Origin of the sequence: Bacillus cereus group sp. MG20, assembly GCF_040459885.1 — a bacterium.
Lineage (GTDB): Bacteria > Bacillota > Bacilli > Bacillales > Bacillaceae_G > Bacillus_A > Bacillus_A cereus.
The window spans coordinates 1,699,396-1,722,810 of sequence record NZ_JARVHF010000001.1 but is presented as its reverse complement, the minus strand read 5'-3'; the positions used below and the strand labels follow the sequence as shown (position 1 = coordinate 1,722,810).

Sequence of the window (23,415 nt, the reverse complement as noted above, 5' to 3'; positions counted from 1 at the left end):
AAATGAGAGCAAAGACAAAGTTAATTCATGGTATTCGCATAGGAGAACCTTCAACTGGATCTGTAAACGTACCGATCTATCAAACAAGTACGTACAAACAAGAAGCGGTTGGTAAGCATCAAGGATATGAATATTCACGTACAGGCAACCCAACACGTGCAGCTTTAGAAGAAATGATTGCCGTATTAGAAAATGGTCATGCTGGATTTGCATTCGGTTCTGGAATGGCTGCTATTACAGCGACAATTATGTTGTTCTCAAAAGGTGACCACGTTATTTTAACAGATGATGTTTATGGTGGAACGTATCGTGTTATTACGAAAGTATTAAACCGCTTCGGTATTGAACATACATTTGTAGACACAACAAACTTAGAGGAAGTTGTAGAAGCAATTCGTCCAAATACGAAAGCGATCTATGTGGAAACACCAACGAACCCATTACTAAAAATTACTGATATTAAGAAAATATCTACTCTTGCTAAAGAGAAAGATTTATTAACAATTATTGATAATACATTCATGACGCCATATTGGCAGTCGCCGATTTCTTTAGGAGCAGACATTGTACTTCATAGTGCAACGAAATATTTAGGAGGTCATAGTGACGTAGTTGCAGGTCTAGTAGTGGTAAATAGCCCACAACTAGCAGAAGACCTTCACTTTGTACAAAACTCAACAGGAGGTATTCTTGGACCACAAGATAGCTTCTTACTACTTCGCGGTTTAAAAACATTAGGAATTCGTATGGAAGAACATGAAACGAATTCACGCGCTATTGCTGAATTCTTAAATAATCATCCAAAAGTAAATAAAGTATATTTCCCAGGTCTTGAATCACATCAAAACCACGAATTAGCAACAGAACAAGCAAATGGATTTGGTGCTATTATTTCGTTTGATGTAGATAGTGAGGAAACATTAAATAAAGTACTTGAGAAACTGCAATACTTTACACTTGCTGAAAGCTTAGGAGCAGTAGAAAGTTTAATTTCTATCCCATCTCAAATGACACATGCATCAATCCCAGCAGATCGCCGTAAAGAATTAGGAATTACAGATACATTAATTCGTATTTCTGTCGGTATTGAAGATGGTGAAGATTTAATTGAAGATTTAGCACAAGCGCTAGCGTAATAAAAAATGCACTGCTAATGTGGAGCAGTGCATTTGTGTATGTCTAATTTGTGAAACATTTCACAAATTAGACATACACAAATGAAATGATTTCATGTATATTGAATTCATGAAATGTTATTCACGAGTAAATTTGTGAAATTTTTCACAAACAATGGGATTCATGTAGGACGGTAACTCTATTTTTTTTCGCTAATCGGGACTTATTATGACCTATAGGGACTTATAAAGACCGTGATAACAGAATAGGAGGAAATTTACATGGTAGTCAAAGAGAAAGTTGTCAATGAAATGCAAGAGGTAAAAGAGATGATTGATACGTTAGTAAATAACGGTCAACAAGCTTTACAAGCATTAGAAAGTTTTACACAAGAGCAGATTGACAACATTGTTCATGAAATGGCATTAGCAGGTGTTGATCAACATATGCCACTTGCAAAATTGGCTGTTGAAGAAACAGGCCGTGGTGTCTATGAAGACAAATGCATTAAAAATATTTTTGCCACTGAATATATTTGGCATAGTATAAAGCAAGATAAAACGGTAGGAATTATTCACGAAGATCCTCATGAAGAAATAATAGAAATTGCAGAACCTGTCGGTGTAGTAGCTGGGGTAACACCAGTAACGAATCCAACGTCGACAACAATGTTTAAAGCTTTGATTGCGATAAAAACGAGAAATCCAATTATTTTCGCATTTCATCCTTCTGCACAAAATTGTTCGGTGGCAGCAGCGAAAACCGTATATGATGCAGCAATGAAAGCTGGTGCACCAAAACATTGTATTCAATGGATTGAAAGACCGTCTGTCGAAGCGACGAAACAATTAATGAACCATGAGGGTGTGGCACTCGTTCTAGCAACTGGAGGCGCTGGTATGGTGAAATCAGCTTACTCTACTGGAAAACCAGCGCTAGGTGTAGGTCCTGGTAATGTACCGTGTTATATAGAAAAATCAGCACATGTAAAACGAGCTGTTAATGATTTAATTTTATCGAAAACATTTGATAACGGTATGATTTGTGCATCGGAACAAGCAATCATTGTCGATAAAGAAATCTATGATGATGTTAAAACAGAAATGATCGAAAACAATTGTTACTTTGTAACAGAAGAAGAAAGAAAAAAATTAGAAAAGCTCGTTATAAATGAAAATACATGTGCAGTAAATAGTGATATTGTAGGAAAATCAGCACAGTATATTGCCGAATTAGTTGGGATTACTGTTCCTGAACATACAAAAATGCTTGTAGCTGAAATTCAAGGTATCGGAGCAGCATACCCGTTATCTCGTGAGAAACTGAGCCCAGTATTAGCCTGTGTGAAGGCGAATTCATTAGAAAAAGGATTTACATATTGCGAAGAAATGTTGAACCTCGGTGGTTTAGGACATTCAGCAGTTATTCATTCTACAAATAAAGAAGTGCAAAAGCAATTTGGATTACGTATGAAAGCTTGCCGTCTCATTGTAAATGTACCTTCATCACAAGGTGGAATAGGGGATATATATAACGGATTTATTCCATCACTTACACTTGGTTGTGGTTCTTACGGAAAAAATTCAGTTTCCCAAAATGTAACAGCGACTCATTTATTAAATATAAAAAGGCTGGCAAATAGAAAAAAGAATATGCAGTGGTTCAAATTGCCACCAAAAATTTATTTTGAAAAACATGCTACAGCGTATTTAGCAAATATGCCTAACATTTCACGTGCATTTATTGTAACGGATCCTGGAATGGTTGAACATGGCTATGTGGATACAGTCACGCACTATTTAAACAAGCATGCAAATGATGTGAAAATTGAAGTTTTCTTTGAGGTCGAACCAGATCCATCAGATGAAACTGTCTTTAAAGGTGCGGAAATGATGAGAAGCTTTAAGCCAGATGTAATTATCGCACTTGGTGGTGGTTCAGCTATGGATGCAGCAAAAGGAATGTGGTTATTCTATGAGCATCCAGAAACGACATTCTATGGCATTAAACAGAAGTTTTTAGATATAAGAAAACGTACATGTAAATATCCGGAATTAGGAAATAAGGCGCAGTTTGTTGCGATTCCAACAACATCAGGAACAGGATCAGAAGTGACACCATTTGCGGTTATTACAAATAAGAAAAATAATATAAAGTATCCGCTCGCAGATTATGAATTAACACCAGATGTAGCAATTGTTGATCCGCAATTTGTAATGACAGTACCACCACATGTAACAGCAGATACTGGTATGGATGTTTTAACACATGCAATTGAGGCGTATGTGTCTGTTATGGCAAATGACTATACAGATGGATTAGCATTAAAAGCTATTGATCTCGTATTCAAATATTTACCGAGAGCATATAAAGATGGAAATGATGAAGAAGCACGGGAAAAAATGCATAACGCTTCTGCAATTGCAGGGATGGCATTTGCAAATGCTTTTCTAGGTATTAATCACAGCTTAGCACATAAAATTGGTCCAGAATTCCATATTCCGCACGGACGTGCAAATGCAATTCTTATGCCGCATGTAGTCCGCTATAATGCTATTAAGCCAAGAAAACACGCATTGTTCCCAAAATATGAGCACTTTGTAGCAGATGAACGCTATGCACATATTGCGAGAATGCTCGGGCTTCCAGCAAGCTCAGTAGCAGAAGGTGTGGAATCACTCGTCAAAGCAATTATTGAGCTTGGAAAAAGCTTAAATATTAATATGAGTATTGCCGGACAAGGGGTAGATAAAGAGCAATTTGAAGAGGTTGTTGGAGTATTAGCAGAAAGAGCTTTTGAAGATCAATGTACAACTGCTAATCCAAAGTTACCGCTTATTTCAGAGCTGAAAGAAATTTATATGGAAGCATATAAAGGTGAATAATGATTAAAAAAGAGCCGCAGTAAAGCGGCTCTTTTTTTGTTGGAAAACATCTCCCAGAATGGCTGTATTTACTGGTCTTTCAGTTTCATAGAATATGATAAAGTGAAATGGAGGAGTGAGAATATAATGAAAGAATTACAAGGGAAAATAGAAGATTATACTAGGTTCGGACAAATTCTTCTCGCTGTAAGTACATTGTTAATGGTTGGCTTGTTGATTCCGGATGGAGCAAAAGAGACAATCCAATTTTTTGTTATGATGGGGAGCATCGTTATATTTTTAAGTTTATCGTTCTTTTTCTTTCAGCGTGTGAAAGTGATGCGTGACCAGTTAGAGGAAAATGAATGTGAATAATATTGTTAACTAGAGCGCGGCGAAAAGAAAGAATCTTTTTGTCGCGCTTTTTGTTTTTTGTAGAAAAATGTATGCGTTTCATGTTGACAATGATAATCCTTATCAATTAAAGTAGAATAGTAGTTAATGATTATCATTATCAATTAGAGGTGAAGGAATGAAAAAATCTATTACGCTATTTACAGCGATTTTATCTATTTTTTTCTTGTTAATAGGTTGCAGTGCCAAAGGGGACGAAAAAGCGTCTGCAACCAAAATAGAAAAAGGAAAAGAAAAAATCGAAATTACCGACCTGTCAGGGAGAAAGGTAACATTCGATAAAGTACCAGAAAGTTTTGCAACATTAAGTATGGGAGACATGGATATTATTCATGCTTTAGGTGGAAAAGTAGTAGGTCGTCCGGATACGAAATTAACTCTTCCAGAGGAGTTAAAGAAAGCAAAAGTAATCGGGAATGCACATCAACCGAACTTTGAGCAAATTGCTAGTTTAAAGCCCGATGTACTTGTTGCTAACAATGGATTCCAAAAGAATGTGCCAACGGTTGAAGGACAGGGAACGAAAGTAATCATTTCTTCTGCGAATTCTGTACAAGATATTCAAAAGAATATTGAATTATATGGAACGGTAATGAAGAAAGAAGATAAAGAAAAAGAACTTAATCAAAAAATCAATGATCAAATGAAGAAATATGAGAAAAAGAGCGATGTGAAAGCATTGCTAGTGTATGGCGCACCAGGTACTTATTTAGCGGCATTACCAACATCTTTATCAGGTGATGTTTTAGAAAAAACAGGCGGGAAAAATATTGCTTCTGATTTTCCAGAAACGAAAGAATATCCGCAATATGCACAGCTAAGTGTAGAACGTATTATTGAGGCGAATCCAGATGTCATTTATTTAATTACACACGGAGATCCAAAAAGTGTGAAAAAAGCATTCGAAGGCGAAATGATGAAAAATGAAGCGTGGAAAAATTTAGATGCAGTAAAACAAAACCGCGTAGTTATTTTGCCACCTGATTTATTTGGATCTAATCCTGGGACAAAAGTTACAGAAGCAATGGACTTTATGTATAAAAGTATACAAGATGTAAGGAAATGATACGTATGGAAAGTAGTGAAGTAGTAAGAGAAAAGGAACATCCTTTTGCGAAAAAAAGATGGATAATAGCAGTTACTTTAGTTGTATTAACAATTCTAGGCCTCTTTTACGGACTTTTCGCAGGAAGTTTATCTTTTTCTGTACGAGACATTCTAACAGGTATACAAGATGAAGGTTCGACAGTTCATCGAATTGTATGGGATCTTCGCATACCGAGAGTTCTCGTTGGGTTTATAGTAGGAACATGTTTAGCTGCATCTGGTACACTGCTGCAAGGGGTTATGAGAAACCCTCTTGCAGATCCTGGTATTATCGGGGTTTCATCTGGAGCAGGCCTTGTAGCAATTGTCATCATGATTTTATTCCCACAGCATCTAGCTTTTTTACCACTAGGGGCGTTTTTAGGAGCTTTCATAACAGCGATGGTTATTTATGCTTTATCATGGCAAAAAGGGGCACCACCTTCAAGAATCGTCTTAGTAGGAGTGTCAATCAATGCATTAATTGGTGCAGCAACGTCAGCTTTAATGTTATTACATAGTGACAAAGTACAATCCGTGTTACCGTGGCTAGCGGGCGGCATTGGTGGTGTAAGTTGGGCACATTTAAACATGATTATTTATTATGCAATATTCGCCATTATATTAGCTTTCTTTGGTATTAAGCATATTCGAGTGTTAATGCTTGGAGATGAAATGGCAAAACTATTAGGACATAATGTGGAAAAAAGTCGGTTTTATTTAATCGTAGTAAGTACATTATTAGCTGGAATTGCGGTAAGTGTGTCTGGTCTTATTGGATTTGTCGGTCTTGTCGTACCACATATGCTACGTTTATTAGTTGGAAATGATTATAGATATTTGCTACCTTTATCATGCCTTGGCGGCGGGGTATTACTTGTTTTTGCAGATGCAATAGCTCGAAGTTGGTTTGACCCAATCGAATTGCCTGTTGGTATTTTACTGTCCTTCTTAGGTGGTCCTTTCTTCTTATATTTAATTCATAGAGGAGGAAAACAACGTGATTTCCGTTAACAAAGTGTTTTATGCACACTCTGAAAGATTTCAAATGCAAAATATGAATGTACATATTAAGGCTGGAGAAATCGTTAGTTTAATTGGTCCGAATGGATCGGGAAAATCTACTTTGCTTCGTTTAATAGCAAGGCTACTGAAACAAAGCGAAGGGGACATCATTTTAGATGGGAAAAATATTCATATAATGAAGAGTGCTGATGTAGCGAAGCAATTAGCGATGTTACCACAAATGCATGATCATCAATTAGATTTGACAGTGAAAGAACTAATTGAGTTCGGAAGAGGTCCACATAAATCATGGAGTAGCCGCTTAAATAAAGAAGATGAAGAAATTGTTGATTGGGCATTGTCTGTTACAAATCTTGAAGGGTATGAATATCGTCTTTTACATTCTTTATCAGGAGGGGAACGGCAACGTGCTTGGATTGCGATGACGCTAGCGCAACGTACAAATGTCTTATTATTGGATGAACCAACAACCTTTTTAGATATCGTTCACCAGTTGGAAGTAATGGAACTTGTGAAACGATTAAATGAGGAGTTTGGAATGACAATTATAATGGTTTTACATGACATTAACCAAGCTGCTCAATATAGCGATCGTTTACTCGTATTAAAGCGAGGAAAGATTCAGTATGATGGTATACCAGAAGAAGTACTATGCCATGAAATGTTTCAACATGTATTTGGCATAGATGTAGATATTTTTCAAGGAAATGACAAACCGTTTTTTACACCGAAACGAATTTCTAGAAGGGGAGAAGAGCGATGCAAACAGAAGAGCGTATTACCACTGAATTAGTAAGAGAATTTGTTATGGCAGCTCACGGGGATTTAGAGAAAGTACAAGAGCTATTAGCTGAATCGCCAAGCTTACTTCACGCCTCTTATAATTGGGGTGGATCAGATTGGGAAAGTGCGTTAGGCGCATCGGCACATGTAGGTCGTAAAGATATTGCTCTTTATTTACTAGAAAAGGGTGCTCGGATGGATATTTTTGCAGCAGCTATGCTTGGTGAATTAGAAGTTGTACAAGCTATTTTAGTAGCTCAACCAGAAGCATTGCGTGCATCTGGCCCTCATGGTATTTCTCTTCTTCAACATGCACGAATGGGTGGAGAGAAATCTAAGCGTGTATATGATTATTTAGCAATACTATCTTAATGAACGAAGGAAGTTCTTATGTGCGGTAAACTTTTCACTTGAAACAATTGGAAAGTTTACCGCCCGTTAGAACGGGATAAGTATCTAGTATATTTGAAAATCCTACACCCCCTCAATTGTAGTTTTCTTTATGCTAGTTATGATATGGATGCAGTGGACAATATTTGTCTACTGCTTTTTTTAGTTATTAAGAATGAATATTCTGTATTTTATTGTTGGTTCATTTATCCCGCTATTTTCCAGGCAGTAAGACTCCCGCCTAAAAATTCGGCTAAAGCAAAGAAGTTAGACGGGAGATACACTGCCCGTAAACGCCTGGTTGGTGAAGACTAATAATCAGTGGGGATGAACAAAATTTCCCACTGATTAAAGTTTCACTTTATAATAAATAGTAACATTTCGTATACACACAAAACGTGATCGTGAAATGAAGAAAAAATTAGTGGAAAGGAGTGCCAGCATGTTTCATACAGAACGTTTACAAATTCGCAAATATACAATGGATGATTTACAGTTCTACGCTTCACTGTGGGGGAACGAGAAGGTAATGCGTTATATTGGAAATGGGACGTTAAAAACATATATGCAGTGTAAAAAAAGTCTGGAGGAATGGGTGATTCCTAGCTATAAAAACGGTCTCGGTTTATTTGTATTGATTGAAAAGGAAACGGGAACAAGAATTGGTCATGCAGGGCTGGTAAAGCAGAAGATAGATGGAAAAGAGGAAATTGAAATTGGTTATTGGTTACTTCCTCAGTATTGGGGAAAAGGGTATGCAAAAGAAGCGGCGGCAGCATTTCGTGACTATGGTTTCCAAGCATTACGAATGAATAAATTAATTTCTCTTATTAATCCGAATCATCCCGCCTCAATATTTGTTGCTAGAAAAACCGGGCTCAGCTATGAGAAAACAACGTCATTTCATGGAATCGATGTTCTAGTTTATTCTATTAAGCGTGTTGGATGAAAAAATTACTTTTTTAAAGGTAAATTGCATTTTTTGAAGAATGGTATATGAAAATAAAGGGAGGGGTTACATGTACATTTATCATAATGGACTTATTATTCGTGAGGGAACGAGTAGCGTACCAGCATATGCAATTAAAGCTTTGTTTGAAGATGCTGGTTGGAGTAATGATAATATCCCTTCTTGGCAAATTGAAAAATTTACGATAGCATTCGAAAATTCAACATGGGCTTTCACAATTTGGGATGAGGAAGAGATGGTTGCGATGGTTAGAGTCATTTCTGATGGAATTATGATTGCGAACATAGTAAATTTAGTTGTGAAGTGTGAATATAGAGGGAAGGGATTAGGTAAGAAGCTTGTAGCTCTTTGCCTGCAAAAACTTCCCCACGGTGATTGGTTTGCGCATACATCAGCGAACAATTTTGATTTTTATAGAAGTTGTGGGTTTGAAGTTAGAGAGCTATCGAGAAATGGAACATGTGCGTATTATGGATACCAAGTCGCGAAAAGAGATGGTCACCGATAAATGAATGGAAAGTAAAAAAGTATAGCGAGGTAATTTTGAGACTTTTGATAATAGAGAATGGATTGAGGCTCGTTTTATGATAAAATAAAAGAAAATTCTGTTTATTATTAGGGGGATAAAAATGAGTGTAAAAGCTGGGGATGTATTTAAATATGAAAGAAGATTTACTGAGGAAGAAGTTTTTGAATTTGCAAATATTACCGGTGATAAAGGTAGACACCATGTGGAATACGATGAAAATGGAAGATTAATGGTTCATGGTTTATTGACTGCTAGCATTGGGACGAAAGTGGGAGAAGAGTTACATTACATAGCAAGAGAATTAGTAAGTGAGTTTATTAGACCAGTTTTCACAGGAGATACGATCACTTGTGAACTAACTTTAACAAATGTTGAGCAAATGGAAGGCTATAAAAAAGTTTCAATCGAGTCAGTTTATCGCAATCAGCATGAAAAGACTGTACTAGTTGGGACAAGTTATGGAATTATAAGGGGATAAAAAAGAAGCCTGTTTAACAGGCTTCTTTTTTTTATTATTTAATAAACACGTTTTCGATTTTCCGCATAACTAGAGATGAGTAATAATGCAGTTTCTTCTCCTATATTACGAACAATATGAGGAACGCATGCATTCCATGAGAAAGAATCACCTTCTTCTACAATTGCAATATCTTCACCGTGCTGAACTTCTAGTTTTCCGCGTAATACAAGGTGACATTCTTCCCCTTCATGGGCATTTGGTGAGTTTTCTTTCGGGAATCCAGTTGGGATTTCTACTAAAGATAGGCGAAGGCCCCCTTGCTCCGCAACATGTTCAATTCTTTGCTCATCTTTGCCGTATACACTGTATTTCCGTTCTTCTTTTTTGACAATTTTTAATCGATCTTTTTGCTCTAACAATAAATAGGGAAGGGGAACGTTTAAAAAATTGGAGATCGTTTCTAAAGTTGAGATAGATGGTGATGTTTTATTATTTTCAACCTGACTCATAAATCCTTTAGAAAGACCTGTTCCCTCGCAAATTTGTGCAATTGTTATGCCTCTACGTTGACGAATTTCACGTATTGCAGAACCAATATTCATAAAATCAAGCTCCTTTTTGTAAACAACTATTTGTATCATAGCAAAAAAAATATATTTTTTCCCAGTGAAAATGAATTGACGAATAAAAAAAATTAGTGTATGTTTTGTAATGTGAATAAAAGTTTTGTATAAGAAAACTATAAAGGAGAGAATGAAATGAATCAACATATTGGTAACTTAATTATTCGTATCGTGTTAGGGGTAACATTCTTCATGCACGGTTTAACAAAATTCCAATCAGGAATTGACAATATTGCAGGATGGTTTACAAGTATTGGTTTACCAGGAGGACTTGCATACGGTGTAGCAACGTTTGAATTAGTTGGAGGTCTATTATTAATTCTAGGTTTAGGTGTAAGATATATTGGATTATTATTTGCACTTGTTATGGTTGGAGCAATCGTAAAAGTGAAATGGTCAGCTGGTTTATTGGGAGATGGAAAAAATCCTGGTTTCGAATTAGAACTTGCATTATTAGCAATGGGTGCATACTTATTTGTTGCAAAAGCTGATGGTTTTGTAGATAATTTCTTAAAAGAAAAAATGTCAAAAAAGAACTAATTTAAATGGGGGGGCTAACAAGATGAGTTTTCAACTTCATCCCGATACAACACTTGATATTGTTCATTTATACGTATCTAATGTAAAGAAATCACTAGAGTTTTATACGGAAGTACTAAGTATGAAGGTGCTAAGAGAAGAAGAAGCAGTCGTTACATTTGGGAATGAAAATGATGAACCACTTCTTATCATTGAAGAAAAGAAAGAAGCTTTTCCGAAGCAAAGAGGAAGAACAGGGTTATATCATTATGCAATTTTATTACCAAGTAGACAGGATTTAGCGAATGTTCTTCGTCATCTTGTAGAGATGGTATATCCACTACATGGCGGAGCCGATCATTACTTTAGTGAAGCTCTTTATTTAGCTGATCCAGATGGAAACGGGATTGAAATTTATCATGATCGACAAAAAGAAGTTTGGCGTGATGAGAATGGAGAACTCCCATTTGTTAGTAACCCGTTAGCTGGTGAAGAATTATTACAGCAAAGAAGTACATGGAATGGCTTTCCAGCTGGTACTGTGATGGGGCATATTCATTTTCATGTAGCTGATTTAGAGGAAGCGAAACGTTTCTATGTTGATGGTCTTGGTTTTGAAGTAACGATTCCAGCTCGTAATGGAGCATTGTTCGTATCTGCAGGTGGTTATCATCATCATATCGGTTTAAATACATGGCAAGGTGAAGGGGTACCACCGCAAATGCCAGGTTCTGTTGGTTTGAAATATTTCACAGTTGTACTAGCGAATGAAAAACAAAAAGAGCAAGTATGTGAAAGCTTAAAAAATATTGGCAAGATTGCTACGTACAAAGATGGAATATTACAAGTCGAGGATCCATTTGGACATTGTATCCATTTCAAAATAAAAGGAGAAGCCTAAAAAGGCTTCTCCTTTTATTTTCTTATAATTGCTTTTTCGTTTTGTAAAAATAGTTCATCAAATTGTTTTGCAAGCTCAAAATCTAGTTTCGTTAAACCTTTTGCATTCCAAGATGACAAAGTAATAATAACTGCTTTATACTGGATAAGGATAAATGGATGGTGATTATGTTCTTCTGATAGTTTGGCGGCTTCAGAGACAAATTCGACTCCTTTTAAGTAGTCGGAAAACATATATTTTCGTTCAATCCATTTCTCATCTTTTACCATCCATTTATCTACCTTCAATAATTCTTCGTGAACTTCTTCTTCAGTTAATCTTAGCATCATTTTTCACATCCTTTACTGGAAGTAACGCAAGACCATTGTTAATAAGGCGTGTTACAGCTTCGTCAGTTGTGAAAGTAGAAAGTTGATGTAGTAATGCTGCCGATGTTTCATGCCCTTTGTTATGCTCTAAAAGTAACTCTAATACTTCAAGGCGCAGCAACCATTCTTTCGCATAAAATTTATTTAATACTTCTTGAATTGCTACTAATTGATCGATATGCGCGTCGTGTAAAATCCCCTCACTTCGAATATCTCGAACCGTTTGATACATACGTTCAAGTTCATTCAGTACAAGTGGAGCAGGAATTTCGTGAACTTCTTCATCCATTGGGAAAAATGCTGCGGCATCTGCGGCACCTGGGAATACTGAAGTGATTTGTGAGCCAACAGCCATATCAAATGCGCCCCATGAAGCATCAAATAAAACGCGGGCGTTATAAGTAACTGTGCAATCGATAAAGGAAATAAGAGCAATTTTCTTATCGTTTTTTACAATATCTGTTACTGTTCCTTTTACATGAATACCACTTGCAAAAGTAAACTCAGCGATAGTTCCAATTGTAATTCCTAATGATTGTAGTTGTTCGTCTGTACAATTTTCTAATGCAATATTTTCAGTGAGTAATCCAATCGGTGTTCCAAATCCGTCACTGTGTACAGAAGTAGAATGATTTGCTAACTGTTTATTATGAAGCGCTAATGCCGTGGGCGAATTTGTTCGCATGTAAATTAATTCACCTGCATCGTTTTCAATTGTCTCGCTAAATGTACCTGTAATTTGTAATCCACTATTTAGCTCAGCTGTTGCATAGTTCTCAGAGCGAATTGCTTTTTCTAAACCTTCTTTTCCACCTGTTTTAAAGGCCATTGTTTTAGAAAATGTTTCAAGCGCATCTGTTAATTCTTCAAAGGATTCACAAACAAATAGTTGTGGTTGCATTTTTGTTACGTCATAAGTTGTCCCTATACATGCTTCGATAGAAAATGGAACCTTTTCTACAGCGTCTGTTAAGCAATGTTTGCTTTCGCCAACAGAAGAAAGGAGACCAGCACCATATATCTTTGGATCATCTATATTTCCGATCAATCCATATTCTACTGTCCACCAGAAAAGACGTGAAATTTGTTCAGCTTCTGATAAACCAGAAACTAAGTTTTGTTTTTCAATTACAGCATTTTCAGCAGCCTTAACTTCATCAGGAGTAGAAGTAGGGCTTTCTTTTACTATCGTTAATGTACGAACAGCTTCAAATGCATCATGTTCTTCTTTTGTAGAGAAAGCTTTTGCACCAATTTGCCCAAAACGTTTCACATATTTTGCATATGTAGGATCAAGTAAAATCGGTGCGTGTCCTGCGGCTTCGTGTACGATATCTGGAGCTGGTGTGTACTCGATATTTTCTACTTTCCGAATATCTGTTGCGATCGGTAGTAATCCGTGTCCTTGAAAATCGAAGAATGCTACGCCGGGAATAAGTCCGTCAATCGTTACAGCGCCCCAGCCACTTGGTGCCAAACACTCATTCATTTCTTCTACTTTTGGAATTGCATCTATATTAATACCAGATGATTGTAGTCCGTTCACATAGGCTGGATGAGCAACGTCTTTTAAGAAGCTATGATTTTGTCTCATAATGTAACGCCACACAGCGTGATTCACCGGTGTGTATTGATCATAATGTTGTGTGGATACGAATGGTTTTAAATGCGATGGAATTTCTGTTTTCTTTGTCATTTAGACATCCTCCTTTTTTTCTATAAAATTGAATATCGATTTCGTATAGCTTGTATCACCTCCCTTCATTATTTGTAAGCGCTTATAAAATTTTATCATAAGATTCGGAATTATTTAACATCTGTTTCTGTGAGAAATAGAAAAAGCCCCTATCGGAAAATCCGATAGGGGCGAAAGAATCGCGGTACCACCCTATTTGTAAGTGAAAATATACTTACATCTCAATTAATGATAACGGAAAAATTCCGTCTTTTCCTTCATGCATAAAAGCACTACGAAAAAGAAGCTCCAGAATTGTAATTCATACTTATATATGTGCTAATTTCCACCGACCATTAGCTCTCTGTAACAGGGATATAAGATACTACTGCGATTCTTTCAACGCGTATATATGAAATTGTGTAAGAGGATGGACGCAAAAAAGTCCCTATCGGAAAATCCGATAGGGACGATAAAAATCGCGGTACCACCCTATTTGTAAACAACTAATTGTTTACCACTCACTTTACGATAACGGAAAGATCCGTCTTTCTCTTCATGCATAAAAAGCATTACGGGAAAGAAGCTCCAGAATTGTAATTCACGCTTGTATATGTACTGATTCGCACCAACCATCAGTTCTCTGAGACAGTGATATAAGTCGCTACTAGTATTCCTTCAAAGCCGATATATAATTCGTTCAACTAAACTATGTTTTGTATTATAAAACTATATTAAAAAAATTGTCAACAAAAATTTTTTATCCCGTGTTAATGAGCAGTAAAATTCCTACCTCAAAATTCGGTTGGAGCAAAGAAGTGAGATGGGAGATTAACTGCCCGTAACTCCCGATTGGTGAAGGGTAATAATCAGTGGGGATGAACGAAATCTCTACTGATTAAAGTTTCACTTTATTTCACTTCTAAATTAACAGTTAAATTAGAGGTATTGCCAGCTGCATCAGTTGCTACAATGTGAATAGTATTTTTTCCTTCTTGTAATTGAGTACGATCGAAATAAATGTCATAGCTTTTCTCCCAAGGGTTCAGGAATGCCTGGTCCCATACACCATTTCCGTTAATTTCATATTGCATTCTCACTGGAATACCAGGTGCTATCCAACCAGATTCTGACATCCAATCTAGTAGAATATCATCAACTTTTCCTCTAATTACGAGATTTTCTTGGTCAACTTCGTATGTTAACTTAGGTGCAGTTCGATCAAGAAATACAGCAGCTGTTTGTTTTGTTTCTCCGCCAGAATTAGAAGCAACTGCTTCGATTTGATATAGCCCGTCAGCTAAAGGAGTTCCATCGGTTTTTGTACCATTCCATTTGAAAGGTTTGTATCCAGGAGTTGCATTTTTAGCTTGATGGATAATCCCTTGATACGTTACACGTTCTTTCGTAACTAAATTTGCATGCAATGTTACATCATCCACAGGCGCAACTAAATAGTAGTTGATGAGATTATCATCTAGTACGTGGTCGCCATTTGGGCTAAAAGTAGAATTAATAATTTCAAGTCCATCGATACGTTTATAATCTTTAGGATCGATACTAAATGTGAATGGAATTCGAATTTCTTCTTTTGCCCCTTGTTCTTTTACATATACATTTCCAGTATACACACCTTGTGGTAGTGAGCTATCTACAGTGATAGTAAATGGTTTTTCGGTACTACTATTCGGTTGAATGCTAATCGATGAAGGGACAGAAGGTTTTACTTTTGTGTTTGTGTTTGCATCTAGTAACTCCACACGAGTTGAAAAACTTTTCTTTTTACTAGAAAGGTTTTGTAATGTAACATTTTGCGTCAGTTTTACTTTTCCGCTATTTGGCTTAATAAGACCAAAGCTGACATTGTTAGGTTTTACTAATACATTTGTTTGAGCTGCTTTCGGAATGTTAATTAAACCTGATCCTTGTGCCATAACAGGGTATGTATTTTCATTGACATCATGTAATGTTTTTGCATTGTTAGCAAGAGCCGCTTTCAATTGTTCTGTCGTCCAATCAGGATGCATTTGACGCAAGAGGGCAACCGCTCCAGCTACTTGCGGAGCAGCCATACTTGTTCCGTTATGCGATTCATAGCCGCCTCGCGGTACTGTACTAGTAATTTGTACTCCAGGTGCAACAACATCAGGCTTTATTAGCCAACTTCCTTGTGATGGTCCTCTTGAACTAAAGTTACCGATAAGTTCTGTTTGCTTTGGTTGTCCAATTTTTATATTTTTCTTTCGTTTTGTAATTAAAGTTTTTAATTCTTCCCCATTTGTATTTGATAATTGCATTACTGGGACAGCTAGATGTTCACGTGAAAAATATTCCGGCATCATATTAATTTCTTTTTCGCTAGAGATTAATAACACACCAAGTGCCCCAGCTTGCTTCGCTTGTTCTGCTTTTACTAATGTACTAGAAGTACCTTGTAAAATAAGTGCGAATTTCCCTTTCACATCTTGTTTTGCATAATCACTTGGATTGCCATAACCAACGTATACAAGAGGGGAATCATTTCCTATTGGAAAATCGGATTTTGATAACGGTAACCCTTGATATGTTTTGCTGGAACCAGCTACTTGGAATGTTGGAAATGGGATAGAAACCGTAGATGCTCCAACAGAAATGACACTACTTGCGTTACCGGGAGCATCAACAGACCAAGGTTTTGGTCCGTCATTTCCATTTGAAACGACAGTAGTAACACCAAGTTTCGCTGCTCGTTCTAACGTTAATGTTACAGGCTGATCAGGTACATTTAAATCCTGCCCAAGGGAGAGGTTTAACACATCCGCACCATCTTGAATCGCTCGCTCAATCCCTTGGATAATATCATCTGTTGTACCAGTTCCACCGTCATTCATTACACGATAGGCTAGAATAGAAGCGTTTGGAGCAACGCCTTTAATTTTTCCATTACCCGCAATAATTCCAGCTACATGAGTACCATGTACGTTACCATCCATTGGATCGCTATCTTCATCAACCGTGTCATATCCACCGATATAATTTGCCTTTAAGTCAGGGTGTGTATAGTCTACGCCAGAGTCGATAATGGCTACTTTCATGCCTTTTCCATCAAGCGGTTTGCCAGATGGATCTTTTAAATTCCACGCTTCAGGTGCACCAATTGTCGGTCCACCGATATTTGGTGCTTCTTCGTTAGTAGTACTTTTTGATGTTTCATGCAATTTATATGTTAAGTTCGGATAGACTGCTTTTACTTCAGGTAAAGAGGCAAGAGAGGTAATTTGATCTCCAGGAACTGAAATAGAGAATCCGGAAAATAACGTATTATACACTTCTTTAATTTTTGCACCAGGTGCTTTTTCTTTTATTTTCTTAGTCGTATCTTCTTGTGCTTTTTTTAGCTCAGCATGATAAGACTGCGCATTACTATTTTGTAAATCTGGAGCATGCTGAATATTACTTTGAGCAGCGAGAGGTGCATGTTGCAATTCTACAATTACTGATATTTCTTTTGTTGTTTTCGTTTCAACATTTTGAGCAATTTTATGTTCTCCCCACTGTTCAATCGTTGTTTTTAATTGTGGACTAAATTGCTTCTCCTTTTGTAGTGATTCAGCATGAGCGCTTAAAGCTCCAAAACTAGAAAAGACAAGCGCCATGCTTAATAGTGTAGATGTAGTTTTTTTCATTGATACTCCCTCTGATAAAAAGTGCCAATATTCAGAAATGTAATCTTACATTTTAGTTAGAACTTATAAATATAAATGTTGGCTAAACTATACTTTCGACATAATTCATACCAATCCTCTATGAATTGAAAATTTCTTGGGGAATTTTTTCTGATTATGTCGAATCGATATTTTTCACATATTGTAGGAAGAAAGTGAGGAATGCTATGAGGGAAATGGAGTGATGGTATGAAAAGGCTAATAGTAAGTGGTAGTGTAGTGTTGTTTATGTTTTTATGTTCTATCGCTATTACTAGCGCAGAAAATAATAGTGTGAAAGTTGCTTTTATTCGTCATCATAACCTTTGGATTAAAGTTGATGGGAAAGAAAAACAACTTACAAAAGGAGAGAACATAACAGGGCCAAAGTGGTCACATGATGGAGAATGGCTGGCATATGTAAAAGGGGAGAAACAAAATATTCTTGAGTTATATCGGCTGAAAGATGGAAAGAAAGTTACGCCGTTTCACTCAGAAGCATCGAATTATCAATGGTCACCAACAGAAAATATAATTGCATTTATATTTACAGGTACATTGAATACATTTGATGTAGAAAAAAAGAATGCAGATTTTGAAAATGTATCGGCTGGTGTGGGTGATTATGCATGGTATCCTGATGGAAAGAACTTTCTTGTATCCTCTGAAGCGCACTTACTTCCAACAGGATGGACAGGGGCTCAGCTATATGAAGTGCAAAAAGATGCACATATGAATCCTCACAAAATGAAGCATTTGTATGCATTGCCAAATGAACATGATGATTTTCTAGCGCTAGTAGCAAGTGGCTTTAAGTGGTCACCAGATCAAAAGTGGATTTCATTTTTAGCGGTACCGACAGCTTCATGGTCAGCTGATAGTAATACGCTTTGCTTAGTTCGAGCAGAGGGTAGTCGGTTTGAAATAGTAGATCAAATGTTATTAAATACAGAATGGTTCAAATGGGCGCCATCAAAAAACATATTGGCTTATATTGAAGGAAGCGGGAGAGTTGCATTAGAGAATAAACATTTAAAAATAAAAGAACTGCCAGCACTCCAGCAGCAAACATTTACGCCGAAAGGATATGTGGATTGGGATTTTACATGGAAGAACGATAATGTAATTATCGTTTCACGAGCAAAAGAGGGAGGGTTTGAAACTCTGCCAGAAAAAAGGCCATTCCCATCTTTATATGAGATAAATAGCACAAGCGATAAACAATATCAAATTACAAAGTCATCTAATAAGCAAGGCGATTATCATCCAATTTTCATGAAGAAGAGCAATCAATTAATATGGATACGTTCAGATCGTAAGAAAGCTAATATATGGATAGCTCATAGTGATGGAAAACATGAAAAAAAGTGGATTGAAAATGTAGATATACCAGAGTGGTATTATGAGAAATGGAATTGGGAAAATGTTATCTCGGTGAAAGAAGAATAAAAAACTGCCTAAAAGATTGTTTTAGGCAGTTTTTTACTGTTATTTATGTGTTTTATTTGGCTTTTTTTTCGCTGGGTTTCCGTTCCCTTGGCGCTTTCTATTTTGTTCATCTTTTGCTTGTTTTTCATGTAGTGTATCTAAAAATTCATTCGAGTTACTCATGTTTATATCTCTCCTTTCATTTTGTCATGATTACTATAACCATTTAGGAGGATAATCATGAGTTAGAAGTTAGGCACTTAATTTTCTTCGATAATGTAAGTAAAATATTCCAAACATAACAAATAGCATGAGTAAAACTTGTAACTCTACATTTGCCTTTAAAATAGCTGCGATAGGGTCTGGTAAGTACGGTGAGTTATCATTTGTGCTTAAACCTAACCATTTATTTAAGAGGCTAATGGTACAAAACATAAAAACACCGGACCAGCTTGCCGTAATTGCTTTTTGTTTAATTTTTGTTTCACGTTCATCATCTGTAATCCAAGGATTAGCAGTTTTATCACTACTAAAGAAGCCGTTTATATATCCCCATACAATCATTCCAATAAAGACAATTATCCATTTCATATATGTAATTCTCCTCCCGGTGTAAAAAGTATTTTACATGTAATGTTGTAATATTTTACAAACCTTCGTGTCAAACCTTTTTTACATATCGGTTTTTATACAGCAGGAATAAAGAATGCAATAGGGAAGAAATATGTGTGAGGATTTTATAGTAAGAGGAGACTGAATATGAAAATCGTTTTTGTTCGGCATGGTGAAGGTAAACATACAACGGATTTACCAGAAAGTTTACAAGTGTTTGACCCACCATTGACGAGAGTAGGAAAGGCTCAAGCTAAATTACTTCAACGTGATGTATCATTACAAGAAGCGGATATATTAATTGTTAGTCCTACACTTAGAACTTTACAAACGGCGACAATATGGAGTGCGAAAGTAGCTTGTCAAAAAATAGTCCATCCATATGTATCTCCACGTATTTTTCCTTATCGAGAAGGAGCGAAAACATTACCGTGCGATTATATAGTAGATCAGGGAATGATAACAAAGTTATTTCCGCATTTTTCGATAGAGAAAAGCTCAAATAATCAGTTATGGAAGGAAGGTATAAACACTATTTCAGAGAATAGTTTTCAGCAAATAGTAGATGAATTTCTTCTTTGGTGTTATGAACTGGGTGCGGAAAGAATTTGCATTGTATCTCACGATGGAACAATTACAGCATATAGGCAATATTTACATAAAGTCGTTTTAACTAGATCAGATTTTTTGAAAGAAACAGGTATATATGAAATGGATTTATCCCATAAAAGTCTGATTGATAAGGGCTGATTATAGGATGGAGGTTGTTTGTTGAATATTGCATTAGTAGTTGGTTTTAATTCGGATTTAGAGGCGCAATCAATACGAGCATCTCTTGAGTATTTTGGTGCAAGAGTTGTGACATATTGGATTGGTAGACCGAAAGATTTTGTGGAAGTTCTTTCTGGAAAGAACTTATTTAACGATATTAATTATATTATTTTTTGCTTTCATGGTGAAGAAGGGAAGTTTGTCATGGAAGAGTTAGGCGAAGAAGTATATGAACAAGATGAACCGAGAGGGTATTTTGGTAAAGCAGAAATTTATAAATATGCAAAATTGCATAATACACATATTGTAAATAGCGGGTGCACATTAGGGGAGCAAAAACTTGCAAAATCTTTTTTACATAGTGGTGCAAAATCATATATTGGATCGATTGATTATGTAGATGGAAATGCAGCACTTATGTTTACTATACGCTTATTTTATGGGGTTATTAACCATGGGAAAACGTTAGAAGAAGCGTTTCAAGAAGCGAGTTTAATTGATGAGGAGACACATACATTTCGATTCTATAATTAGTGTGAAACACGTTTATTCTATATTCGAATAAACGTGTTTCACATTTAACTCACAATTTTTTTACATTTTTTTCAATGAAAATGATTATCACCTGTGGTATGATATGTTCAAGTTTTTACAGGTAATAAAAGTTACTATATAAACGTTAGTTTTTAATGTTTCATACACATTTCATGAATTATTCATAATTAACGTTTGAAAAATAAGTAACTAATGTTATTATATTAACTGTAACTAACTTAATTACAACTTTAGGAGGAAGATATGGTTATTCAATTTTTAAGAGAAAACAAAGCAGTTTCTTTTGTATTAGCAGTAATTCGAGTATATCTTGGTTACACATGGTTAATGGCTGGAATCGGTAAACTACAAGGAAAAGGATTCGATGCAACAGGTTATTTGCAAGGCGCAATTGAAAAATCTAAAGGTGCACAACCGGCTGTTCAATCTTGGTGGGCATCATTCTTACAAGAATTTGCAATTCCAAATGTAGATTTGTTTAATACGCTTGTAACATGGGGAGAAATTTTAGTCGGAATTGGTTTAATTGTAGGCTGTTTAACAAAAACAGCGGTCTTTTTTGGTCTTGTAATGAACTTTTCCTATATGTTTAGTGGGTCAATTGGTGTGAACCCTGAGATGGTTATCTTATCTATGTTTGTTCTTGTTGCCGGTATGAACGCTGGGAAATTTGGAATGGATGGCTTTGTTATCCCGAAAGTATTAGGATCAAAAACTCAAAAACGCCAAAAGCAAGCTGCTTAATATATGAAAACGGGTATCTCAAAATGAGATACCCGTTTATGTTATTTTTCAACTTTGATCGGATTGTTCTTAAAGAAGTCTTGTACATACCCGACAAATTCTTGTGGTTCTTGGCGAAATGGTGCATGATAACCTTTTTCAATAATATGTAAAGTGCTATTTTTTAAGAATTGATGATACGTTTCTCCTTCTTTCCAAGAAACGCTACTATCATTTCTGCCCCATATAATTAAAGTCGGCTGTTTCATTTCATTCGCATTAATTTTAAGACGTCTAGGCCATAGTTTCATTTTGTTATAATGCTCTTCATCGTTACGTTTGAATTTCACTTTGCTCTCATCATAATCAGTAATAGAAGAAACGGCATTTAAATCAGTCGGCAATTGTGGTTTTGGTGAGCCTTGTTTAGTAACGAATGTATGAGGACCACCTGTAGCATCAGTTAAAATAAGGTGAGTAACTGCTTCAGGATATAAATATGTTAAATTTAGAGAAATTTCTCCCCCCATGGAATGCCCCAGTATTGCGAATGAATCATACCCTAGTTTTTTCATTAATTTATAATACAAATTTGCATGAGTTGGAAAAGAATAATAAAAATCCATTGGCTTAGATGAGCGCCCGAATCCTAAAGCATCTACAGAAATAATTGTATGATCTTTTGCTAAATCGGAGTAAATCTTTTGAAAACCATCTGATGACCCTCCAAAGCCATGAATCATAAGTAAAGGTGGTTTTTCATTACCAATCTTTTTAAAGTAAATGGTTTGACCATCTATTTCTACCATTTTTTCCTCGGTAGCTAGTTTAGCTGTAATTGTATTTTTCACTTGCTTTACTTGTTCTACTGGCTTTTCTGCTGCACTACATCCTACTAATAGTGTAAGAGTAAGACAACCTACCATAAAATAGCTAAATCGCTTCAATTAGGTGTCTCCTTTCTAACATAACGCTGTATCTATCATAGCAAATAGCATATTACGATTTCCAGGAAGTTGGATACCATTTTTTATCATAAGAGGTGAAAGGAGCGTTTCTTGGAAATTTTCTGTTTGAAGAAATTTACGAAATGTAAATTGTGAGTGTGGGACATCAATTCGTACTATACCATTCCAACATTCACATATCTTTTTTAATAATTGAATAGCATCTTCTTCTTGCTTGGCGATAAGTGGATTGATACATAATATATTGCCCTTTCGTATGCATAATGAAAAAGCTTCTATACGGTTATTTCTTTCAATTTTAAAAGCGTGTATGGCCCTTGGTAATAGCAAAGAGTAAAGTAGAGAACGATTCACACCAGTTGCAATTTGATCAAGAGAAGTAAGAGATATAAGGTCTTCTTCTCGTACTTGTTGTAAGTGAGAAGGATACGTCTTAGTAGTTTGCTTTTCAAAACGATGAATTGTTGTTGCTGTTTGAAATCCACATGATGTGTATAGAGGTTCGCCAGCTTTTGTCGCAATAAGTGCAATTGGTTGTTTTGGATGAATTTGTTCCAAGCAATGATTTAGCAACATGCGCCCTATTCCTCGTCCTTGAAAATTAGGGTGAACGATTAACATACCAATGGAAGTGAAGTTACTTGTAAAGGGAAATACTCCTCCAGTCGCAATGAGTTTGTTTTCATGAATATAACCTACAAGTGTGCCGATAGAAAGATACATTTCGAATTGCTTTTTCATAAAAATTTCATCGTGTAACCATCCAACAGATTTGCAAAGATTAAGTAATTCAAAAATAAAAGACTCATTTAGCTTTACTATTTTCATAAAGGCTCACCGCATTTCTATTTAATTTCATAAAAATAGAGTCAAAATGTAAAAAAAAGAGATTTACGTTAAATGAAATCCAACCTGTTTATATTTAAATTGTAAAGGGCAGGATGGCTGATA

At 36.0% G+C, this 23,415-nt stretch carries 24 protein-coding genes and 2 other annotated features; of the genes, 16 read left to right on the top strand and 8 right to left on the bottom strand.

Annotated elements, in window-relative coordinates:
* Nucleotides 1–2 precede the first annotated feature (2 nt).
* From QCI81_RS08835 to QCI81_RS08790, 10 genes are all read left to right on the top strand, one after another.
* Nucleotides 3–1,136, top strand: coding sequence for a bifunctional cystathionine gamma-lyase/homocysteine desulfhydrase (locus QCI81_RS08835; RefSeq protein WP_071729613.1), 1,134 nt, complete (start codon nt 3–5; stop codon nt 1,134–1,136).
* Nucleotides 1,137–1,397: 261 nt separating this feature from the next.
* Nucleotides 1,398–4,001: a bifunctional acetaldehyde-CoA/alcohol dehydrogenase gene (gene adhE / locus QCI81_RS08830; protein WP_353810667.1), complete on the top strand. Its 2,604-nt coding sequence runs from the start codon at nt 1,398–1,400 to the stop codon at nt 3,999–4,001.
* Between the two features lie 126 nt (nt 4,002–4,127).
* Nucleotides 4,128–4,355 (top strand): YrhC family protein, encoded by a 228-nt coding sequence (locus QCI81_RS08825; protein WP_000661454.1) that lies wholly within the window; start codon nt 4,128–4,130, stop codon nt 4,353–4,355.
* 157 nt (nt 4,356–4,512) lie between these two features.
* Nucleotides 4,513–5,460, top strand: coding sequence for an ABC transporter substrate-binding protein (locus tag QCI81_RS08820; RefSeq protein ID WP_071729615.1), 948 nt, complete (start codon nt 4,513–4,515; stop codon nt 5,458–5,460).
* 5 nt (nt 5,461–5,465) lie between these two features.
* On the top strand, nt 5,466–6,494 hold the full coding sequence (locus QCI81_RS08815; RefSeq protein WP_002082127.1) for a FecCD family ABC transporter permease: 1,029 nt from the start codon (nt 5,466–5,468) through the stop codon (nt 6,492–6,494).
* Nucleotides 6,481–7,299, top strand: coding sequence for an ABC transporter ATP-binding protein (locus tag QCI81_RS08810; protein WP_071729617.1), 819 nt, complete (start codon nt 6,481–6,483; stop codon nt 7,297–7,299). The genes QCI81_RS08815 and QCI81_RS08810 overlap by 14 nt, the downstream gene beginning before the upstream one ends.
* Nucleotides 7,266–7,661, top strand: a complete 396-nt coding sequence (locus tag QCI81_RS08805; protein WP_016080225.1) for an ankyrin repeat domain-containing protein — start codon at nt 7,266–7,268, stop codon at nt 7,659–7,661. The genes QCI81_RS08810 and QCI81_RS08805 overlap by 34 nt, the downstream gene beginning before the upstream one ends.
* 427 nt (nt 7,662–8,088) lie before the next feature.
* On the top strand, nt 8,089–8,628 hold the full coding sequence (locus QCI81_RS08800; RefSeq protein ID WP_002024815.1) for a GNAT family N-acetyltransferase: 540 nt from the start codon (nt 8,089–8,091) through the stop codon (nt 8,626–8,628).
* A gap of 70 nt (nt 8,629–8,698) precedes the next feature.
* Nucleotides 8,699–9,157: a GNAT family N-acetyltransferase gene (locus QCI81_RS08795; protein WP_000276127.1), complete on the top strand. Its 459-nt coding sequence runs from the start codon at nt 8,699–8,701 to the stop codon at nt 9,155–9,157.
* A 121-nt stretch (nt 9,158–9,278) separates the two neighbouring features.
* On the top strand, nt 9,279–9,656 hold the full coding sequence (locus QCI81_RS08790; protein ID WP_000111564.1) for a hotdog family protein: 378 nt from the start codon (nt 9,279–9,281) through the stop codon (nt 9,654–9,656).
* A gap of 38 nt (nt 9,657–9,694) precedes the next feature.
* On the opposite strand, the gene QCI81_RS08785 is transcribed toward QCI81_RS08790, so the two are convergent.
* Complete coding sequence (locus QCI81_RS08785; protein WP_001020693.1) at nt 9,695–10,240, bottom strand: helix-turn-helix domain-containing protein; 546 nt, start codon at nt 10,238–10,240, stop codon at nt 9,695–9,697.
* A 156-nt stretch (nt 10,241–10,396) separates the two neighbouring features.
* Here QCI81_RS08785 and QCI81_RS08780 point away from each other — a divergent pair, with 156 nt between their 5' ends.
* Together QCI81_RS08780 and QCI81_RS08775 are read left to right on the top strand one after the other, a co-directional pair.
* Nucleotides 10,397–10,801, top strand: coding sequence for a DoxX family protein (locus QCI81_RS08780; RefSeq protein WP_001071553.1), 405 nt, complete (start codon nt 10,397–10,399; stop codon nt 10,799–10,801).
* A 22-nt stretch (nt 10,802–10,823) separates the two neighbouring features.
* Nucleotides 10,824–11,681 carry a VOC family protein gene (locus tag QCI81_RS08775; protein WP_353810666.1) on the top strand — a complete coding sequence of 286 codons (858 nt, stop codon included), beginning with the start codon at nt 10,824–10,826 and terminating at the stop codon, nt 11,679–11,681.
* 14 nt (nt 11,682–11,695) lie between these two features.
* On the opposite strand, the gene QCI81_RS08770 is transcribed toward QCI81_RS08775, so the two are convergent.
* The 3 genes from QCI81_RS08770 to QCI81_RS08760 form a co-directional block, all read right to left on the bottom strand.
* Nucleotides 11,696–12,010 carry a 4a-hydroxytetrahydrobiopterin dehydratase gene (locus QCI81_RS08770; protein ID WP_000979537.1) on the bottom strand — a complete coding sequence of 105 codons (315 nt, stop codon included), beginning with the start codon at nt 12,008–12,010 and terminating at the stop codon, nt 11,696–11,698.
* Entirely contained in the window at nt 11,991–13,745 is a 1,755-nt protein-coding gene (locus QCI81_RS08765; RefSeq protein WP_000163188.1) for an aromatic amino acid hydroxylase, read from the bottom strand. The genes QCI81_RS08770 and QCI81_RS08765 overlap by 20 nt, the downstream gene beginning before the upstream one ends.
* Before the next feature lie 163 nt (nt 13,746–13,908).
* Nucleotides 13,909–14,136 (bottom strand) — a binding site (T-box leader).
* A gap of 50 nt (nt 14,137–14,186) precedes the next feature.
* Nucleotides 14,187–14,415 (bottom strand) — a binding site (T-box leader).
* A gap of 220 nt (nt 14,416–14,635) precedes the next feature.
* Entirely contained in the window at nt 14,636–17,389 is a 2,754-nt protein-coding gene (locus QCI81_RS08760) for a S8 family peptidase (RefSeq protein WP_071729619.1), read from the bottom strand.
* 228 nt (nt 17,390–17,617) lie between these two features.
* On the opposite strand from QCI81_RS08760, the gene QCI81_RS08755 reads away from it, so the two are divergent.
* Nucleotides 17,618–18,856 (top strand): TolB family protein, encoded by a 1,239-nt coding sequence (locus QCI81_RS08755; protein WP_071729621.1) that lies wholly within the window; start codon nt 17,618–17,620, stop codon nt 18,854–18,856.
* A gap of 39 nt (nt 18,857–18,895) precedes the next feature.
* Here the strand turns inward: QCI81_RS08755 and QCI81_RS08750 are convergent, their stop codons facing one another.
* Together QCI81_RS08750 and QCI81_RS08745 are read right to left on the bottom strand one after the other, a co-directional pair.
* Nucleotides 18,896–19,018 (bottom strand): DUF4023 domain-containing protein, encoded by a 123-nt coding sequence (locus QCI81_RS08750; protein WP_000071866.1) that lies wholly within the window; start codon nt 19,016–19,018, stop codon nt 18,896–18,898.
* A 69-nt stretch (nt 19,019–19,087) separates the two neighbouring features.
* Entirely contained in the window at nt 19,088–19,426 is a 339-nt protein-coding gene (locus QCI81_RS08745) for a phosphoglycerate mutase (protein WP_071729623.1), read from the bottom strand.
* Between the two features lie 168 nt (nt 19,427–19,594).
* Here QCI81_RS08745 and QCI81_RS08740 point away from each other — a divergent pair, with 168 nt between their 5' ends.
* The 3 genes from QCI81_RS08740 to QCI81_RS08730 all read left to right on the top strand — a co-directional run bounded on the left by QCI81_RS08740 (nt 19,595) and on the right by QCI81_RS08730 (nt 21,517).
* Nucleotides 19,595–20,197, top strand: coding sequence for a histidine phosphatase family protein (locus QCI81_RS08740; protein ID WP_000706250.1), 603 nt, complete (start codon nt 19,595–19,597; stop codon nt 20,195–20,197).
* A gap of 18 nt (nt 20,198–20,215) precedes the next feature.
* Nucleotides 20,216–20,752 carry a hypothetical protein gene (locus tag QCI81_RS08735; RefSeq protein ID WP_025118463.1) on the top strand — a complete coding sequence of 179 codons (537 nt, stop codon included), beginning with the start codon at nt 20,216–20,218 and terminating at the stop codon, nt 20,750–20,752.
* Nucleotides 20,753–21,016: 264 nt separating this feature from the next.
* Nucleotides 21,017–21,517: a DoxX family protein gene (locus QCI81_RS08730; RefSeq protein ID WP_000236608.1), complete on the top strand. Its 501-nt coding sequence runs from the start codon at nt 21,017–21,019 to the stop codon at nt 21,515–21,517.
* Nucleotides 21,518–21,558: 41 nt separating this feature from the next.
* Here the strand turns inward: QCI81_RS08730 and QCI81_RS08725 are convergent, their stop codons facing one another.
* On the bottom strand, nt 21,559–22,443 hold the full coding sequence (locus tag QCI81_RS08725; protein ID WP_000819813.1) for an alpha/beta fold hydrolase: 885 nt from the start codon (nt 22,441–22,443) through the stop codon (nt 21,559–21,561).
* A 15-nt stretch (nt 22,444–22,458) separates the two neighbouring features.
* A complete protein-coding gene (locus tag QCI81_RS08720) occupies nt 22,459–23,292 on the bottom strand; it encodes a GNAT family N-acetyltransferase (protein ID WP_071729625.1) in 834 nt (277 codons plus the stop codon).
* Nucleotides 23,293–23,415 lie beyond the last annotated feature (123 nt).

Excerpts from the sequence above, each read along its gene's own strand:
- QCI81_RS08835 (WP_071729613.1), top strand. The coding sequence starts at position 3 with ATGAGAGCAAAGACAAAGTTAATTCATGGTATTCGCATAGGAGAACCT.
- adhE (WP_353810667.1), top strand. The coding sequence starts at position 1,398 with ATGGTAGTCAAAGAGAAAGTTGTCAATGAAATGCAAGAGGTAAAAGAG.
- QCI81_RS08825 (WP_000661454.1), top strand. The coding sequence starts at position 4,128 with ATGAAAGAATTACAAGGGAAAATAGAAGATTATACTAGGTTCGGACAA.
- QCI81_RS08820 (WP_071729615.1), top strand. The coding sequence starts at position 4,513 with ATGAAAAAATCTATTACGCTATTTACAGCGATTTTATCTATTTTTTTC.
- QCI81_RS08815 (WP_002082127.1), top strand. The coding sequence starts at position 5,466 with ATGGAAAGTAGTGAAGTAGTAAGAGAAAAGGAACATCCTTTTGCGAAA.
- QCI81_RS08805 (WP_016080225.1), top strand. The coding sequence starts at position 7,266 with ATGCAAACAGAAGAGCGTATTACCACTGAATTAGTAAGAGAATTTGTT.
- QCI81_RS08800 (WP_002024815.1), top strand. The coding sequence starts at position 8,089 with ATGAAGAAAAAATTAGTGGAAAGGAGTGCCAGCATGTTTCATACAGAA.
- QCI81_RS08795 (WP_000276127.1), top strand. The coding sequence starts at position 8,699 with ATGTACATTTATCATAATGGACTTATTATTCGTGAGGGAACGAGTAGC.
- QCI81_RS08790 (WP_000111564.1), top strand. The coding sequence starts at position 9,279 with ATGAGTGTAAAAGCTGGGGATGTATTTAAATATGAAAGAAGATTTACT.
- QCI81_RS08785 (WP_001020693.1), bottom strand. The coding sequence starts at position 10,240 with ATGAATATTGGTTCTGCAATACGTGAAATTCGTCAACGTAGAGGCATA.
- QCI81_RS08780 (WP_001071553.1), top strand. The coding sequence starts at position 10,397 with ATGAATCAACATATTGGTAACTTAATTATTCGTATCGTGTTAGGGGTA.
- QCI81_RS08775 (WP_353810666.1), top strand. The coding sequence starts at position 10,824 with ATGAGTTTTCAACTTCATCCCGATACAACACTTGATATTGTTCATTTA.
- QCI81_RS08770 (WP_000979537.1), bottom strand. The coding sequence starts at position 12,010 with ATGATGCTAAGATTAACTGAAGAAGAAGTTCACGAAGAATTATTGAAG.
- QCI81_RS08765 (WP_000163188.1), bottom strand. The coding sequence starts at position 13,745 with ATGACAAAGAAAACAGAAATTCCATCGCATTTAAAACCATTCGTATCC.
- QCI81_RS08760 (WP_071729619.1), bottom strand. The coding sequence starts at position 17,389 with ATGAAAAAAACTACATCTACACTATTAAGCATGGCGCTTGTCTTTTCT.
- QCI81_RS08755 (WP_071729621.1), top strand. The coding sequence starts at position 17,618 with ATGAAAAGGCTAATAGTAAGTGGTAGTGTAGTGTTGTTTATGTTTTTA.
- QCI81_RS08750 (WP_000071866.1), bottom strand. The coding sequence starts at position 19,018 with ATGAGTAACTCGAATGAATTTTTAGATACACTACATGAAAAACAAGCA.
- QCI81_RS08745 (WP_071729623.1), bottom strand. The coding sequence starts at position 19,426 with ATGAAATGGATAATTGTCTTTATTGGAATGATTGTATGGGGATATATA.
- QCI81_RS08740 (WP_000706250.1), top strand. The coding sequence starts at position 19,595 with ATGAAAATCGTTTTTGTTCGGCATGGTGAAGGTAAACATACAACGGAT.
- QCI81_RS08730 (WP_000236608.1), top strand. The coding sequence starts at position 21,017 with ATGGTTATTCAATTTTTAAGAGAAAACAAAGCAGTTTCTTTTGTATTA.
- QCI81_RS08720 (WP_071729625.1), bottom strand. The coding sequence starts at position 23,292 with ATGAAAATAGTAAAGCTAAATGAGTCTTTTATTTTTGAATTACTTAAT.